Below are 15,090 nucleotides of genomic sequence, written 5' to 3'. Positions count from 1 at the left end.
CCGGCCGCCCGAGGCCGCAGCCGGCTGCCCGACCCCCGGTGGCAAGCTCAGACGGTCGCGGGCACCGCCGAGACGGCGCGGTCGATCGTGCACTGCCCGAGCACCCGGGTGCCGACGTAGACCACCGCAGTCTGACCGGGAGCCACACCGGACAGCGGCTCGTCGACGTCGATCACGAGCTCGCCGTCCGTCACCCGCGCCGTCGCCGGGACCGGATCGGCGTGCGCCCGGATCTGCACGTCGCACGCGAACGGCGTCGCCGGGTCGGCCGGAGCGGTCCCGGCCCAGGTGAACCGCGAGCCGGCCATCGACCGGACGTCGAGCGCCTCCTTCGGACCGACGACGACGGTGTTGTCCTTCGGCCGGATCTCGAGCACGAAGCGCGGCTTGCCGTCCGGTGCCGGTCGTCCGAGGTGCAGTCCGCGGCGCTGCCCGACGGTGTAGCCCGTGGCACCCTCGTGCTCGCCGACCACGGTGCCGTCGCGCTCCACGACCGAGCCCGGCGCGGTCCCCACGCGGTCGGCCAGCCACCCGCGGGTGTCCCCGTCCGGGATGAAGCAGATGTCGTAGGAGTCGGGCTTCTGCGCGACGGTCAGCCCGCGCGCCGCCGCCTCGGCACGGACCTCGTCCTTCGACGGTGTCGCACCGAGCGGGAACATCGCGTGCTCCAGCTGCTCGGCCGTCAGCACGCCGAGCACGTACGACTGGTCCTTCGCCCACGCCGCCGAACGGTGCAGCTCACGGGCGCCGTCCGACCCGGTCACGACCGAGGCGTAGTGGCCGGTGCACACGGCGTCGAAGCCCAGGGCGAGCGCCTTCTCGAGCAGGGCGGCGAACTTGATCCGCTCGTTGCACCGCATGCAGGGGTTCGGGGTGCGGCCGGCCTGGTACTCCGCGACGAAGTCGTCGACGACGTCCTCCTTGAAGCGCGCCGAGAAGTCCCACACGTAGTACGGGATCCCGAGCGCCGAGGCCGCCCGCTGCGCGTCCATCGAGTCCTCGATCGTGCAGCAGCCACGGCTCCCCGTGCGGAGCGTGCCCGGCATGCGGCTCAGCGCCAGGTGCACACCGACCACGTCGTGCCCCGCGTCGACGGCCCGCGCCGCGGCCACCGCCGAGTCGACCCCACCGCTCATCGCCGCAAGTACACGCATGTGTCCAGGGTAAGCGCATCCCCCGACGAGTCCAGGCGTACCGTTGCTCGACGATGACCAGCACCACGAACGACGCCTTCGACCGCCGCGGCGTCCTGCTGTCCGGCTTCCTGCCCGCGGCGCTCTTCGCGATCGGCGAGGGAGCGATCATCCCGATCATCCCGATCGCCGCCGACTCCCTCGGCGCGAGCCTCGCGTTCGCCGGGTTCGTCGCCGCGCTGATCCTGGTCGGCGAGCTCATCGGTGACGTGCCCTCAGGCGTCGTGGTCGGACGGATCGGTGAACGGAACGCGATGATCGGCGCCGCCGTGGTGTCCGTCGTCGGGCTGCTCGTCTGCGTCGTCTCGCCGAGCCCCTGGGTGCTCGCCGTCGGGGTGTTCCTGGTCGGTGTCTCGACCGCCGTCTTCGCCCTTGCCCGGCACGCCTACATGACGACCGCGATCCCCCTGCGGATCCGGGCCCGCGCCCTGTCGAGCCTCGGCGGTGTGTTCCGCTTCGGCTACTTCGTCGGGCCCTTCCTCTCGGCCGGCGTCGTCCACCTGACCGGCACGACGCAGAGCGCCTTCTGGATCCACGTGGCGTGCTGCCTCGCGGCGGCGGTCGTGCTCCTCGTCCTGCGCGACCCCGCGACGGGCGCACGCGGTCTGCGGTTGCCGAGCAGGGCCTCCAGGCCGGACTCGACGAGCGCGACCGACGGGACGGACGCGACCCACGGACCGGACGCGGCCGACGCGGCACGGCGCACGGCACCCGCGCGGCACCCCGACGAGCCGCCCACCGACACGGGCGCGCAGTTCGTCGAACGCGAGGCACACGGCCTCGTCCGCACCATCCGCGAGAACCGCGCCGTCCTGGCACGGCTCGGCAGCGGAGCGGCGCTCATCGGCGCGCTCCGCGCCGGACGGCAGGTGATCCTGCCGCTCTGGGCGGTCAGCGTCGGTCTCGACGACGCCTCGGCCGCGCTCGTCATCGGCATCGCGGGCGCCGTCGACTTCGCGCTCTTCTACACGAGCGGGCAGATCATGGACCGCTGGGGTCGACTCGCGAGCGCCCTGCCGTGCATGCTCGGGCTCGCCGTGAGCTACTTCCTGCTCGCCTGGAGCGGGCACCTCGACGCGAGGGTCGGGTGGTTCGTCGGCATCGCGATCGGCATGTCCCTCGCCAACGGTGTCGGCAGCGGCATCCTCATGACGCTCGGTGCGGACCTCGCGCCGCGGGGGAACCCGGCACCGTTCCTCGGTGCGTGGCGCTTCACGGGGGACTTCGGGTCGGCTGCGGCGCCACTGCTGATCTCGGGCGTCACCGCGGTCGCCTCGCTGGCGTTGGCGAGCGGGGTGATGGGGGTGCTCGGCCTGGTCGGTGCGGGGGTGCTGCTGCGGTACGTGCCGCGGTACCTGCCTCGTCGGCTGCGCTGAGCGGACGGCCTGGAGGCGCGGCTCCCGCCCGCCCCGCGTCCACGCCTCGGTAGACTGCCGCTGCTCGCGGGAGTGGTGGAATCGGTAGACACGCAGGATTTAGGTTCCTGTGCCCCAGGCGTGAGGGTTCGAGTCCCTCCTTCCGCACGATGGTCGGCTCGCCGGGTGGAGTCACACCACAGGAGGATGGGGCGGTCACCGCCGGGCGGTACCCTCGTCAGGCGGGAGCTTCCCCGTGCCCCGCCCCGACACGACCGGAACAACCATGCACTCCGTCGCACTCGCCCTGATCCCGTGGCTCGACCCGCAGTACATCCTCGACCACTTCGGGGCCATCGCCGTGCTCATCGTCTGCGCCATCGTCTTCGCCGAGACGGGCCTGCTGATCGGCTTCGTCTTCCCCGGCGACAGCCTGCTCGTCATCACGGGGCTCTTCGCCTTCGACCGCGGCGGCCAGATCGGCGGCATCCCCATCTGGGCGGCGGCGCTGATGATCGGCGCGGCGGCGTTCCTGGGCGGTGAGCTCGGGTACTACATCGGCAAGAAGGCCGGGCCCCCGATCTTCGAGCGCAAGGAGAGCGGACTCTTCTCGAAGGAGAACGTCGACCGCACGAACGCGTTCTTCCACCGCTTCGGCCCGCTCGCGGTCATCCTCGCCCGTTTCGTCCCCGTGGTCCGGACCTTCCTGCCGATCGCGGCCGGGGTCGGGCGCATGAACTACAAGAAGTACTCGCTGTACAACGCCGTCGGTGCGGTCGTCTGGGGTGTCGGCGTGACCTTCCTCGGGTACTTCCTCGGGTACATCCCGCCGATCGCGTACGTCGTGCGGAACTACATCGACGTGATCCTCATCCTCGCGGTGCTCGTCACGGTCGTCCCCGCGGGGCTGCACTACTGGCGGACCGCGCGCAAGGCGAGGCACGCCGCCGAGGCCGAGAAGGCAGCGCAGCGCGGTGGCGCCGAGCGGGGTACCGCCGACGGCTCGGGTCGCCCGGCCGAGCAGTAGTCGGCGGGCCGTCGGCGCTCCGGCGGCCTGGCGGCGCTGACCGTCCGCGCACGGCGCTGCAGCGGCGGCGTCGCACAACTGAAGACACCTCGCGCCACGGGAACCCGTGGCGCGAGGTGTCGCTCGTTGTGCCTGAGCACGGAACGCCGCGCAGACGCCGGCGTCCCGCGGAGCTCCGACCGGTCGGGTCAGACCCCGAAGTACTCCCGGACGATCGGCGCGATCCCCCGGAACGCCTTCGACCGGTGCGACAGTGCGTTCTTCTCGTCGCGCGTCAGCTGTGCTGCCGAACGGTCGGCGTCGTCCGGCTGGAACACCGGGTCGTACCCGTGTCCGCCGTCCCCGACCGGCTCGGTCAGGACCTCGCCGTTCCACACCGCCTCGAACAGGTGCTCCGTGCCGTCCGGGGTGACGAAGGCGGCGGCACACACGAACGCAGCGGTCCGCTCCACGACGCCCTCGAGGTTCCGCAGCAGCAGCGCGATGTTGTCCGCGTCCACGCGCGTCCCGGCGTACCGGGCGGAGTGGATGCCGGGTGCCCCGCCGAGCGCGTCGACGGCGATCCCGGAGTCGTCGGCGAGCGCCGGCAGCCCGGTGTGCGCCACCGCCGCACGCGCCTTGATGAGCGCGTTGGCCGCGTAGGTGTCGCCGTCCTCGACGGGCTCCGGACCGTCGTACCCGACGAGCTCGACGCCCGCGCCGAGGGCCTCGCCGAGGATCCCGCGCAGCTCGACGACCTTGCCCTGGTTGTGCGTCGCCAGGACGACGGTGTGGCCGGTCACGCGAGGCCCAGCACGTCGCGCTGGATCGCCGCGAGCGACCGGTTGCCCGCGAGGCCGAGGTCGAGCAGCGTGTCCAGCTCGTCGCGGTCGAACGGCGCGTGCTCCGCCGTGCCCTGGACCTCGATGAACTTGCCGGAGCCGGTCGTCACGATGTTCATGTCGGTGTCGGCTGCGGAGTCCTCGGTGTAGGCGAGGTCGAGCATCGGCTCCCCCCCGACGATGCCGACCGAGATCGCCTGCACGCTGTCGGTCAGCGGCGTCGCCTTCTTGGCGATGAAGCCCTTGTCGCGGCCCCACTCGATCGCGTCCACCATCGCCACGTAGGCGCCGGTGATCGACGCGGTGCGGGTCCCGCCGTCGGCCTGCAGCACGTCGCAGTCGAGGACGAGGGTGTTCTCGCCGAGGCCCTTCATGTCCACGACCGCTCGGAGCGACCGCCCGATGAGCCGCGAGATCTCGTGCGTCCGTCCACCGACCTTGCCCTTGATCGACTCGCGCTGCATGCGCTCGTTCGTCGACCGCGGCAGCATCGAGTACTCGGCGGTGACCCAGCCGGTGCCCTTGCCGGCCATCCAGCGCGGCACACCGTTCGTGAAGGACGCCGTGCACAGCACCTTCGTGTTGCCGAACGAGATGAGTGCGCTGCCCTCGGCCTGCGAACTCCACCCCCGCTCGATGCTGACCGGACGGTGGTCGGTGGCACTGCGGCCGTCGATGCGGGTGCTCATGGGGTCCTTTCGGTTCGGGGCAGCGTGATGGCCCCGGTCTGGAGGTGTCCGACGCTCGAGACCTCGGGACCGAGGAAGCGCCGGGCGAGCCGGATGAAGCCGTTCTTGTCGTCGCCGGTGGCCTCGAACGCGTAGGTCGGCGGCTCCGGGGTGGTGCGTTCGAGCCCGTGCTCGACGAGCCGACGGTAGACGTCGTTCGCGGTCTCCTCGGCGCTCGACACGAGCGTGACGTCCGGGCCCATCACGTACTGGATCGCCGCGGACATCAGCGGGTAGTGGGTGCACCCGAGCACGAGCGTGTCGACGTCGGCGGCGCGGATCGGCGCGAGGTACTGCGCCGCCACCTCACGGAGCGCCGGCGACGAGGTGTCCCCGGCCTCGACGAACTCGACGAAGCGCGGGCACGCCGCGAGGGACAGGGTGACGTCGGCAGCCACGGCGAACGCGTCCTCGTACGCCCGCGAGGCGATGGTCCCCACCGTCCCGATCACCCCGACGCGACCGGTCCGGGTCTGCTTCACGGCGGCACGGGCGGCCGGCTGGATCACCTCGACGACGGGGATGCCGTACGCCTGCTCGTAGCGTTCCCGAGCATCGCGGAGCACGGCGGAGGACGCGGTGTTGCACGCGATCACCAGCGCCTTCACGCCCTGGTCGACGAGGTCGTCCATCACCTCGAGCGCGTACCGCCGGACGTCGGCGATCGGCTTCGGGCCGTAGGGCGAGTGCACGGTGTCCCCGACGTAGCGGATGCTCTCGCGCGGCAGCTGGTCGATGATCGCCCGCGCGACCGTCAGTCCACCGACCCCGCTGTCGAAGACTCCGATCGGTGCATCCGTCACCCGTCCAGCGTACCGAGCCGCACCCGCCCGGCGCCCGACCACGCGCGCCCCGCGCCTCGGCACCGCGACGTCGCCCCGGCTCCGCGACGTCACCGCGGCACAGCGACGTCACCTCGGCACCGGGAGGTCACTAGTGTCGGACGCGTGACCAGCGCGCTCCTCACGGACCAGTACGAACTCACCATGGTGGACGCCGCCCTCAAGGACGGCACCGCCGATCGACGCTGCGTGTTCGAGGTGTTCGCCCGCCGCCTCCCCGACGGCCGCCGCTACGGTGTCGCCGCCGGTCTCGGGCGCTTCCTCACGGCGCTCACGGAGTTCCGCTTCGGCGACGAGGAGATCGGCTTCCTCCGCGACCGCGGCGTGATCGACGAGGGGACGGCCCGGTGGCTCGCGGACTACCGGTTCACCGGGGACGTCCGCGCCTACCGCGAGGGCGAGGTCTTCTTCCCCAACTCCCCCGTGCTGCAGGTCGAGGGGACCTTCGCCGAGTCGGTCGTCCTCGAGACCCTCGCGCTCAGCATCTTCAACGCCGACTCCGCCATCGCCGGCGCAGCGGCCCGCATGGTGTCCGCCGCCGACGGCCGTCCGCTCGCCGAGATGGGCTCGCGACGCACCGGCGAGTGGAACGCCGTCGCCGCCGCCCGCGCCGCGTACATCGCCGGGTTCGGAGCGACCAGCAACCTCGAGGCCGGCCGCACCTGGGGCATCCCGACGATGGGCACCGCCGCGCACGCGTTCACGCTCCTGCACGACTCCGAGGAGGCCGCGTTCCGCTCGCAGCTCGACGCCCTCGGCGACGGCACCACGCTGCTCGTCGACACGTACGACATCGAGGCAGCGGTGGAGACCGCCGTCCGGCTCACCGACGGCCGGCTCGGCGCGGTCCGCATCGACAGCGGTGACCTGCCGAGCGTCGTCGCCGCGGTCCGAGCACAGCTCGACCGGCTCGGAGCACCCGCCACGAAGATCACCGTGACGAACGACCTCGACGAGTACACGATCGCCGCCCTCCGCGCCGCACCGGTCGACTCCTACGGTGTCGGCACGAGCGTCGTCTCCGGCTCGGGACATCCGGCGGCGGGCATGGTGTTCAAGCTCGTCGCGCACCAGACCCCGGCGGGCGACGAGTGGGTCCCCGTCGCGAAGAAGTCCGCGGACAAGGCCTCGACCGGTGGGCGCAAGGAGGCCGGCCGGCGCCTCCGCAACGGCATCGCCACCGCCGAGGTCGTCCTGACCTCCGGTCGCCTCGGCCCCGACGAGCGACCCCTGCTCGTCCCCGTGGTGGACCACGGCGAGGTCGACCCGGCGTTCCTCGGGGTCGCCGGCGTCGAGGCGGCTCGGGCGCACCACGAGCGCGCCAAGGCGGAGCTCCCGGTGGACGCGTCCCGCATCGGACGCGGCGACCCGGCGATCCCCACCCTGGTGGTCTAGCGGACTACTCGGACTTCATCTTCTCGTAGATGGCCTTGCAGTCCGGGCACACCGGGAACTTCTCCGGGTCGCGGCCCGGCACCCACTTCTTGCCGCAGAGCGCCTTGACCGGCTTGCCGGAGAGTGCGGACTGCAGGATCTTGTCCTTCTTCACGTAGTGCGAGAACCGCTCGTGGTCGCCGGGCTCGATCGCCTCTTCCTCGAGGAGCTTCTCGAGCTCGCGGTCCATCACGTCGAGGCCGCCGCCGGGTTCCGTCATGCTCATGGGTCCAGGGTACGACGATGCGGCCGACGCCGCGACGGACGGGAGGCGCGGGTCCGCCCCGCCACGCGGCTCACCTGCACCGAGGACGGACGGGAGGCGCGGGACGGTCCCGCCACGCGCCTCCCGTCCGACGGTGCGTACCGACGGGAGGCACGGCGTCAGGCCACAGCGCGCCTCCCGGCCGGCAGGCGCTCAGTTCCGCTGCGCCGCAGCGAGCAGGTCGGGACCACGCCGGTCGAAGAGCCGACCGCCGACGGCCACGCCGGTCACGAGCACGACGACACCGACGGCGATGCCGACGAGGAGCGTCGCGAGTGCCCAGGGTTCCGGACCCTCGACCGCGGTGAGCACCGCCAGCCAGCCCGCGGGGACGAGCGACGCCAGGATGCCGACGATCATCGTCGTCTGCGCGACCGCGGCCGTCGTCCCGGCGGCCTGCGGCTGCTGGAACGGGTGGTCGCCGGGGCGGACGGTCGGGTACGGCAGCAGGACGGAGACGACGCTCGACAGCCCGAGCCCAGCGAGCAGTGCACCCACTGCGATGCCGGTCAGCACCGGGAAGGCCGTCGGGTCCCCGAAGAGCGCGGCGGACACAGCGGCGCCGGCGACGACGAGCGGCAGTCCGACGACGAGCAGGGGCACGAGTCGCCCGAGCCGGTCGGTCCAACCGGGAGCGCCCGACGCGACGTGCAGCCAGACCGCGGTGTTGTCGTAGGAGACGTCGTTGTGGGGCAGGAACCCGGCGATGAGTGCCATGAGCGGCAGCGGGACCAGCGCGGTCCAGTGCCACGGCACGCCGGCGACCCCGAGCGGGAGCACGACGAGCGGCACGAACAGGATGACCAGGTAGGACATCCGGTAGCGCGGGTCACGGCCCCAGTACGTCAGCGCCCGGGCGGCGACCGCGCCGACCGGCGTCGAACCCAGTCCGGCGAACCAGCCGAGCCCGCGGTAGCGGCGGGTGCCGGCGCGTCCGTCCGCGGCCTCGAGTGCGGCGCCGACCAGCGCCCACCAGGCCCACGCGAGCAGTGCGACGGTGACCAGCGCGACCAGCAGCTTCAGGAGCCCCTCCCCGACGCGACCGCTCGCCACGTCCGCCGGGACCGCCCAGGCGGCTCCCCAGGGCGTCCACCCGGCGACGTCGGCGATCCGCTGGAGCTCGGTGCTGGCAGGGTCGAGCCACTCGCTGCGGAACAGCAGCGACGCCACCGGCAGTCCCAGCACGACGATCACGAGGGCGGCGAGCCAGCCGGCGTCGCGCGACCGGTGCGGTCCGACGAAGGTCGCACCGACGGCACTGCCGACCCGCAGCAGCAGGGCGCAGGTCAGGGTGCCGAGCAGTGCGGCGACGACGGCCAGCACCGCGGTGCCGCCGCTGCGCGACCACGCTCCGACCTGCCCGACCGCGACGACCGCGACGGCGAGCACCGGGACGCCCACGAGTCCGGCGACGCCGAGACCGACGGCGAGGTGACGGCGGTCGATCCCGTACACGGCGAAGCGGCGCGGGTCGAACTGGTCGCTGCGGCCGACGACGAGCGGCACCAGCGTGAGTGCGAGGGCGACGAACGTGCCGACGGGGACCGCGACCGACCGCGCGACCTCGACGGGTGCCTGCCGCAGCGCGAGGAGCTCGCCGGCCACCACCACGGCGGCGACCAGGCCGAGCAGGGACCCGAGCACCACGAGGACCGACCGTCGGGCTCCCCCACGGACCTCGCCCGCGAGCAGGTCGACCCTCAGTCGGAGAAGCTGTGCAACCATTCCATGCTCTCTGCCACGACGCGGCCGCCCGCGAGTTCGACGAACTTGTCCTCGAGGCTCCTGCGCCCGCGGACCTGCGCCATCGTGCCGGAGGCGAGGACCTTGCCGCCGACGATGATCGCGACGGAGTCGCACGTGCGCTGCACGAGCTCCATGGAGTGGCTGGAGAGCACCACGGTGCCGCCGCCGCGGGTGTACCGCCGCAGGATGTCCGTGATCGTCGCCGCGCTCACCGGGTCGACCGACTCGAACGGCTCGTCGAGCACGAGGACGCGCGGCGAGTGGATCAGGGTCGCGGCGAGCGCGATCTTCTTCGCCATGCCGACCGAGTAGTCGGCGACCTGGCGCCCGAGCGCCTCGCCGAGACCGAACGCCTCGGCCAGGTCGGTGCTGCGCTTCCGTGCGGTCGCACCGTCGAGCCCACGGAGCGTGGCCGAGTAGTGCAGCAGCTGCGCGCCGGTGAGCCGGTCGAACAGCCGGAGCCGGTCGGGCAGCACACCGAGGGCGCGCTTGGCCGCCGTCGGGTCGGACCAGACGTCGTGGTCGAGGACGGTCACGGTGCCCGCGTCGGGCCGGAGGAGACCGGTGACCATCGACAGCGTGGTGGTCTTGCCGGCGCCGTTCGGTCCGACGACGCCGAAGATCGAACCCTGGCGGATCTCGAGGTCGACCTCGTCCGCGGCGAGGGTCTGGCCGTACCGCTTCACGAGGCCGCTCGCGCGGAGCACGACGGGCTGCTGCGCCTGCGCGGTCTGCGTCGCGGCGGCGGTGGCGGTCGGCTGGCGTCCGGGAGCGCGCTTCTCCTTCGCGGTGGAGCCGGCAGCAGCCGTCGACGGCGTGCCCGCACGCTGGGTCGTCGCCGTGCTCGACGCGTCGTCCCCGGCCGCGCCGGAACCGGTGGCGGCCGTGTCGGCGGGCTGTGCGGGCGTCGCGGGACCGGAGGGTCGTGCGGCACGCCCCTTGCCCTTGCCCTTGCCCTTGCCCTTGCGGGGGGTGCGGTCAGACGCGGCGACGGCGGTCTCGGGGGCGGCGCCCTGGTCGGGTGCACCTTCGTCGTGGCCGACCGCGACGGCCGCACCCGTCGTGTCGTCCGTCATCTCGTCATCATCGGAGGCGTCGTCGCGCGCATCCTCGTCCCCCGTGTCGTCGTCGGCCGCGTCACCGGACGGTCCGTCCGCGTCCGCCAGCCAGGCGGCGTCGGACGTCGCGTACACGTCGTCGTCATCAGCTGCAGCCACCGCCCCACCGTACCAACGCGCCGGACGCGGCCGACCCCGACCGGCGGCGCGTCCGCGAGGGCCTCGGTACCGAACCGGTCACAGGATCACGAAATGAGCACGAAGCACGCACGGGTGTACCCCGGAGCACACTCGTTCCGTATCATTCACCAGGGCACGACGGAGTGTTCACCACTTGGAAACCAGCCCGGACGGGCGCCCGTGGCCGCTCGTCCCCCGCACGAAGGTGCAGGAAGCGCACGCTCACGGCGAACTCGGACCCGGAGCGGGCACACTCGACGAGGCCCGCCCGTGCCCCACGCGGCGCGCGGGCGGACACCAGAAGGGACCAGCATGACCACGCAGATCGTCATCCTCGCAGCGGGGATGGGCAGCCGACTCGGTCGGAGCCTGCCGAAGCCGCTGACCGAACTCAGCGACGGCCGCACCATCATGCAGCAGCAGTTCGACAACATCCGAGCCGCCTTCGGCTCGAGCGCCCGGGTCACGATCGTCGTCGGCTACAAGTCCGAGTACATCGTCGAGGCGTTCCCCGAGGCGAACTTCGTCTACAACGAGTCCTACGACTCCACGAACACGTCGAAGAGCCTGCTGCGCGCGCTCAAGGCGACCGGCAAGAGCGGCGTCCTGTGGATGAACGGTGACGTCGTCTTCGACCCGCGCGCCCTCGTCCGTGCCGCGGACATGATGGACCAGGACCGCTCCTTCGTCAGCGTCAACACCGAGAAGGTCTCCGACGAGGAGGTCAAGTACACGGTCGACGCCGACGGCTGCATCAAGGAGCTCTCGAAGCGGGTGGTGGGCGGCCTGGGCGAGGCCGTCGGCATCAACTACGTCTCCTCGCGCGACAAGCAGGCGCTCATCCGCCAGCTCGGCCGCGTCGACGACCAGGAGTACTTCGAGGGCGGCATCGAGGCTGCCATCGCCGAGGACGGGCTACGCTGGTCGCCGATCGACATCTCCGACCTGTACGCGGTCGAGATCGACTTCGCCGAGGACCTCCAGCGCGCGAACGACCTGTTCGCCTGAACCACCGTCAGGACCCCCTCGGCGGTTCCGCCCGGAGGGAAGCCGCGTGACCACAGCGAGTGCGCCGACCGCGCCCGCGACGACTGCATCGACGTCGTCCCGGAGCGCCGGTCGACGGTACCGCCAGGCACTCTGGCTGCTGACCGTGCGGGACCTGCGCGTCCGGTACTCGACGTCCGCGCTCGGGTACCTGTGGTCGATCCTCGACCCGCTGGTGATGTCGGCGATCTACTGGTTCGTCTTCACCCAGGTCTTCCACCGGGGATCGGTGGGCGAGGAACCGTACATCGTCTTCCTGCTGTCGGCGTTGCTGCCGTGGATGTGGTTCACCGGAGCGGTGTCGGACTCGACGCGGGCCTTCACGAAGGAGGCGAAGCTGATCCGGTCGACGACGATCCCCCGGAGCATCTGGGTCGCCCGGGTGAACGCCTCGAAGGGCATCGAGTTCCTGCTGAGCCTGCCGGTGCTCGCGGTCTTCGCGATCGCCGCCGGTGCGCACCTGCACTGGGAACTGGCGCTGTACCCGCTGGCCATCGTGCTGCAGTGCGCCCTGGTCTACGGGATCGGGCTGATCGTCGCACCCCTGGTCGTCTTCTTCCGTGACCTGGAACGCGCCGTGAAGCTCGTCCTGCGGTTCCTGTTCTACGCATCGCCGATCATCTACGGCACGCAGGCCCTGCCCGACCGGCTGCACGACATCGCCGCACTGAACCCGCTCAGCGGCATCTTCGGCCTGTACCGCTCCGCGTTCTTCCCCGGCCAGCTCGACTGGCTCGAGGTCGGCGTGTCGGTGGCGGTCACCGCCGTGGTCCTCGCCGTCGGTCTCGTCGTGTTCCGCCGGAGCGAGCACCGCGTCCTGAAGGAGCTGTGATGACCGCGACCAACCGGACCGCGCCGTCCACGAGCGTGGCGCCCGTGATCTCCGTGCGCGACGCCGGGATCCGGTTCAAGCGCAACCGCCGCGCGAGCCGGAGCTTCAAGGACCTGTTCGCCGGGAGCAACCGCCGCAAGCGTGCGGACGAGTTCTGGGCGCTCCGCAACGTGTCGTTCGACGTCCGGCCGGGCGAGGCCATCGGCGTCGTCGGACGCAACGGTCAGGGGAAGTCCACCCTGCTCAAGCTCGTCGCGCAGGTCATGCTGCCGGACGAGGGACGGATCCGTGTCGATGCGGGTGTCGCTCCGCTCATCGAGATCACCGGCGGCTTCGTCGGCGACCTCACCGTCCGGGACAACGTGTACCTGACAGCGGGTCTGCACGGGATGTCCCGGGCCGAGATCCGGGACGCCTTCGACGAGATCATCGACTTCGCCGAGATCGGCGACTTCGTCGACACCCCCTACAAGCACCTGTCGAGCGGCATGAAGGTGCGCATCGCGTTCGCGGTGATCTCGCGGTTGGACGAACCGGTGATCCTGGTGGACGAGGTCCTGGCGGTGGGTGACAAGAGCTTCCGCGAGAAGTGCTACAAGCGCATCGAGGAGCTGCTGGCCGGTGGCCGGACGCTGTTCTTCGTCTCGCACAACGACAAGGACCTGCGTCGCTTCTGCGACCGGGGGCTCTACCTCGACAAGGGGCGTCTGCAGCTCGACGACACGATCGAGGCAGCCCTGGCGCGGTACGCGGCCGACCACGGGGCCTGAGCTCCGCTCCTCCACACCCGGGCCCCGCCGTACCCTCGTCCACAAGCCGAGGCACCAGCGCACTCCCCCGGGCTCCCGACGTCGGCCCCTCCCCCTACCGTGGCCCGCATGCACCACCCACCCACGGCCTACGCAGTCCCGTTCACCGTCGACCGATCCTGGGCACCACGTCGCTACGACCTGGTGAACACCGGGCCGGAGCCGCTCCACGCGATCTCCCTCACGCACCTCGGCAGCGGGTACTGCCCGCCGCTGGCGGTCAACCGTCTCGACCCGGGTCGATCCCTGTCGATCGCGGTGTTCGGCGCCGACCCCGAGCAGACCGGCATCGTGGTCGTCCGGTGGCGGCGCCCGGACCGTTCCGAGTACCTGTGGCGGATGTCACTCGTGGGCGACCGTCTGATCGGCCTCGCGTCGTGACGACCGCAGGGTCAGCCCTCGCCGCGCTCCCGGGCGACCTCGTGCCAGCGCGCCACGAGACGGTCGACGGCAGCATGCAGCCGGCGCGTCGCGACGCCGGGTGTGGTGTCGCCGAAGTACCGCTCGACCCAGTGCTGCAGCGTCGCGAGCTCCTCGGCGTCGTTCGCGGCGGCGTCCACCCGCGCGACCACGTCGGCGGCGTCCTCGGCGAGCAGCCAGTTCGCGGCGCCGAGGTACCCGCGCTCGTCCACGTCGGCCTCGGGTGCCGCAGGACGCGTCACGAGCAGCGGCTTGCCGACGGCCAGTCGGTCGTAGATCATCGCGCTGATGTCGGTCACGGCGACGTCCGCGTCCGCGAGCTGCCACCCGAGCTGCGGTCCGTCGTCGTACACGTGGTGCGCAGACAGGTCGGCGGCGTTCGCGGCGGTGATCGCGGCGACGATGCGCTCGTGGGCAGCACGGTAGTCCTGGTCGAGCACGCCGCTGCGCGGGTGCGGCCGGTACACCAGCCGGTGTCGACCGGTCGCGAGCAGGCGCTCGGCGAGCTCGACCCCGTGCGACGCGATCGAGCCGTACGCGGCGGCGGCGCGGTCGCCCTCCCACGTGGGCGCGTAGAGCACCACGGTCCGGTCGTCGTGGGGGTACGGCACTGCGCCGGCGAAGTGGTCGGCCTGCGGGCGCCCGATGGCGATGGTGCGGTGGTCCACGTCGTAGTCCCACAGGGCGGCACGCAGGCGGTCCCGGGCGGCGTCTCCCGCGATCAGGGCGTAGTCGTACGCCTTGAACTGGTTGGTGGTCATGTACATCTTGTCGCTCTCGCCGTGGTTGACGAAGACGTGCCACATGCGCCCGTACCGCATCATCTGGAAGTTGCGGGCGTTCTGGTTGACGTACAGGACGATCTTCGGTGCCTGCTCCTCGACGAACCGTTCGAGGTCGACGACCTGGCGGGCGTACACCGCCGGGACGGGCGACTCGTCGAGCAGGGTCGTCATCGTGCCGGGGCTGCGGGAGATGATCGCGACGGGGTGCTCGCTGGCGAGTTCCGCCAACGGTGCGTACCACTGCCGGAGCTGGTACATGTTCACCTTGCCGTCGGCGAAGTAGACCGCGACCTCGATCGAGCGCGGTGCGAGCTCCGGGACCTCCGGGAGCCGGCGGGCGAGCTCCCGCCGGTTCTGACGGGAACGCAGCAGGCGGCGGGCGAGACGGATCGCGGTCCGGACGTCCTTGGTGATCGGCATGGTGGTCCTCAGGCTACGGGCGATTGCTGGGCGGTGTGCTCGGCGACGACGGCAGTGACGAAGGGTGTGGTGCGGGCAGCGACGGGGTGATCGACCGCGGACACCCGGTCGGGGCGCCGGGACGTTCG

General features: G+C 71.8%; 15 protein-coding genes and 1 tRNA gene. 8 read left to right on the top strand and 8 right to left on the bottom strand.

Features of this window, described 5'->3' with window-relative positions; genetic code table 11:
• Window positions 1-47: 47 nt before the first annotated feature.
• Window positions 48-1,154 carry a tRNA 2-thiouridine(34) synthase MnmA gene (gene mnmA / locus J2X59_RS03695; protein ID WP_326495739.1) on the bottom strand — a complete coding sequence of 369 codons (1,107 nt, stop codon included), beginning with the start codon at window positions 1,152-1,154 and terminating at the stop codon, window positions 48-50.
• A gap of 53 nt (window positions 1,155-1,207) precedes the next feature.
• On the opposite strand from mnmA, the gene J2X59_RS03690 reads away from it, so the two are divergent.
• The 3 genes from J2X59_RS03690 (at window position 1,208) to J2X59_RS03680 (ending at window position 3,575) form a co-directional block, all read left to right on the top strand.
• Window positions 1,208-2,569, top strand: a complete 1,362-nt coding sequence (locus tag J2X59_RS03690; RefSeq protein WP_326495738.1) for an MFS transporter — start codon at window positions 1,208-1,210, stop codon at window positions 2,567-2,569.
• Between the two features lie 66 nt (window positions 2,570-2,635).
• Window positions 2,636-2,716 (top strand) — tRNA-Leu (locus J2X59_RS03685).
• A gap of 118 nt (window positions 2,717-2,834) precedes the next feature.
• The gene (locus tag J2X59_RS03680; RefSeq protein WP_326495737.1) at window positions 2,835-3,575 is read left to right on the top strand and encodes a DedA family protein; all 741 of its coding nucleotides are present in this window, start codon (window positions 2,835-2,837) and stop codon (window positions 3,573-3,575) included.
• Window positions 3,576-3,763: 188 nt separating this feature from the next.
• On the opposite strand, the gene rdgB is transcribed toward J2X59_RS03680, so the two are convergent.
• The 3 genes from rdgB to murI are packed head-to-tail and all read right to left on the bottom strand — an operon-like array spanning window position 3,764 to window position 5,927.
• The gene (gene rdgB, locus J2X59_RS03675) at window positions 3,764-4,357 is read right to left on the bottom strand and encodes an RdgB/HAM1 family non-canonical purine NTP pyrophosphatase (protein ID WP_066652922.1); all 594 of its coding nucleotides are present in this window, start codon (window positions 4,355-4,357) and stop codon (window positions 3,764-3,766) included.
• Entirely contained in the window at window positions 4,354-5,085 is a 732-nt protein-coding gene (gene rph, locus J2X59_RS03670) for a ribonuclease PH (protein WP_066652919.1), read from the bottom strand. The genes rdgB and rph overlap by 4 nt, the downstream gene beginning before the upstream one ends.
• On the bottom strand, window positions 5,082-5,927 hold the full coding sequence (gene murI / locus J2X59_RS03665; RefSeq protein WP_066652917.1) for a glutamate racemase: 846 nt from the start codon (window positions 5,925-5,927) through the stop codon (window positions 5,082-5,084). Before murI ends, rph begins: the two co-directional genes overlap by 4 nt.
• Here murI and J2X59_RS03660 point away from each other — a divergent pair.
• Window positions 5,919-7,361, top strand: coding sequence for a nicotinate phosphoribosyltransferase (locus J2X59_RS03660; protein ID WP_442781409.1), 1,443 nt, complete (start codon window positions 5,919-5,921; stop codon window positions 7,359-7,361). The genes murI and J2X59_RS03660 overlap by 9 nt on opposite strands.
• 4 nt (window positions 7,362-7,365) lie before the next feature.
• Here J2X59_RS03660 and J2X59_RS03655 read toward each other — a convergent pair whose 3' ends face one another.
• From J2X59_RS03655 to J2X59_RS03645, 3 genes are all read right to left on the bottom strand, one after another.
• Window positions 7,366-7,626, bottom strand: coding sequence for a DUF3039 domain-containing protein (locus J2X59_RS03655; RefSeq protein WP_144411249.1), 261 nt, complete (start codon window positions 7,624-7,626; stop codon window positions 7,366-7,368).
• Window positions 7,627-7,818: 192 nt separating this feature from the next.
• Complete coding sequence (locus tag J2X59_RS03650) at window positions 7,819-9,390, bottom strand: ABC transporter permease (RefSeq protein WP_326495736.1); 1,572 nt, start codon at window positions 9,388-9,390, stop codon at window positions 7,819-7,821.
• On the bottom strand, window positions 9,366-10,628 hold the full coding sequence (locus tag J2X59_RS03645) for an ABC transporter ATP-binding protein (protein ID WP_326495735.1): 1,263 nt from the start codon (window positions 10,626-10,628) through the stop codon (window positions 9,366-9,368). Before J2X59_RS03645 ends, J2X59_RS03650 begins: the two co-directional genes overlap by 25 nt.
• Before the next feature lie 333 nt (window positions 10,629-10,961).
• Here J2X59_RS03645 and J2X59_RS03640 point away from each other — a divergent pair, with 333 nt between their 5' ends.
• The 4 genes from J2X59_RS03640 (at window position 10,962) to J2X59_RS03625 (ending at window position 13,718) form a co-directional block, all read left to right on the top strand.
• Window positions 10,962-11,657, top strand: a complete 696-nt coding sequence (locus J2X59_RS03640; protein ID WP_066652912.1) for a phosphocholine cytidylyltransferase family protein — start codon at window positions 10,962-10,964, stop codon at window positions 11,655-11,657.
• Window positions 11,658-11,703: 46 nt separating this feature from the next.
• Complete coding sequence (locus tag J2X59_RS03635) at window positions 11,704-12,528, top strand: ABC transporter permease (protein WP_326495734.1); 825 nt, start codon at window positions 11,704-11,706, stop codon at window positions 12,526-12,528.
• Window positions 12,528-13,298 carry an ABC transporter ATP-binding protein gene (locus J2X59_RS03630; protein ID WP_326495733.1) on the top strand — a complete coding sequence of 257 codons (771 nt, stop codon included), beginning with the start codon at window positions 12,528-12,530 and terminating at the stop codon, window positions 13,296-13,298. The genes J2X59_RS03635 and J2X59_RS03630 overlap by 1 nt, the downstream gene beginning before the upstream one ends.
• Window positions 13,299-13,406: 108 nt before the next feature.
• Window positions 13,407-13,718, top strand: a complete 312-nt coding sequence (locus tag J2X59_RS03625) for a hypothetical protein (protein WP_326495732.1) — start codon at window positions 13,407-13,409, stop codon at window positions 13,716-13,718.
• Between the two features lie 11 nt (window positions 13,719-13,729).
• Here the strand turns inward: J2X59_RS03625 and J2X59_RS03620 are convergent, their stop codons facing one another.
• Window positions 13,730-14,962: a CDP-glycerol glycerophosphotransferase family protein gene (locus tag J2X59_RS03620; protein ID WP_326495731.1), complete on the bottom strand. Its 1,233-nt coding sequence runs from the start codon at window positions 14,960-14,962 to the stop codon at window positions 13,730-13,732.
• Window positions 14,963-15,090 lie beyond the last annotated feature (128 nt).

Origin of the sequence: Curtobacterium sp. 260 (assembly GCF_030803485.1) — a bacterium.
Classification (GTDB): domain Bacteria; phylum Actinomycetota; class Actinomycetes; order Actinomycetales; family Microbacteriaceae; genus Curtobacterium.
Note: the sequence above shows the minus strand (reverse complement) of the source record. Positions and strands in the feature narration are given on the sequence as shown.

Coding starts and splice junctions, on each gene's coding strand:
- J2X59_RS03625 (WP_326495732.1), top strand. CDS start 13,407: ATGCACCACCCACCCACGGCCTACGCAGTCCCGTTCACCGTCGACCGA.
- J2X59_RS03690 (WP_326495738.1), top strand. CDS start 1,208: ATGACCAGCACCACGAACGACGCCTTCGACCGCCGCGGCGTCCTGCTG.
- J2X59_RS03640 (WP_066652912.1), top strand. CDS start 10,962: ATGACCACGCAGATCGTCATCCTCGCAGCGGGGATGGGCAGCCGACTC.
- J2X59_RS03655 (WP_144411249.1), bottom strand. CDS start 7,626: ATGAGCATGACGGAACCCGGCGGCGGCCTCGACGTGATGGACCGCGAG.
- J2X59_RS03650 (WP_326495736.1), bottom strand. CDS start 9,390: ATGGTTGCACAGCTTCTCCGACTGAGGGTCGACCTGCTCGCGGGCGAG.
- rph (WP_066652919.1), bottom strand. CDS start 5,085: ATGAGCACCCGCATCGACGGCCGCAGTGCCACCGACCACCGTCCGGTC.
- J2X59_RS03620 (WP_326495731.1), bottom strand. CDS start 14,962: ATGCCGATCACCAAGGACGTCCGGACCGCGATCCGTCTCGCCCGCCGC.
- mnmA (WP_326495739.1), bottom strand. CDS start 1,154: ATGCGTGTACTTGCGGCGATGAGCGGTGGGGTCGACTCGGCGGTGGCC.
- J2X59_RS03680 (WP_326495737.1), top strand. CDS start 2,835: ATGCACTCCGTCGCACTCGCCCTGATCCCGTGGCTCGACCCGCAGTAC.
- J2X59_RS03630 (WP_326495733.1), top strand. CDS start 12,528: ATGACCGCGACCAACCGGACCGCGCCGTCCACGAGCGTGGCGCCCGTG.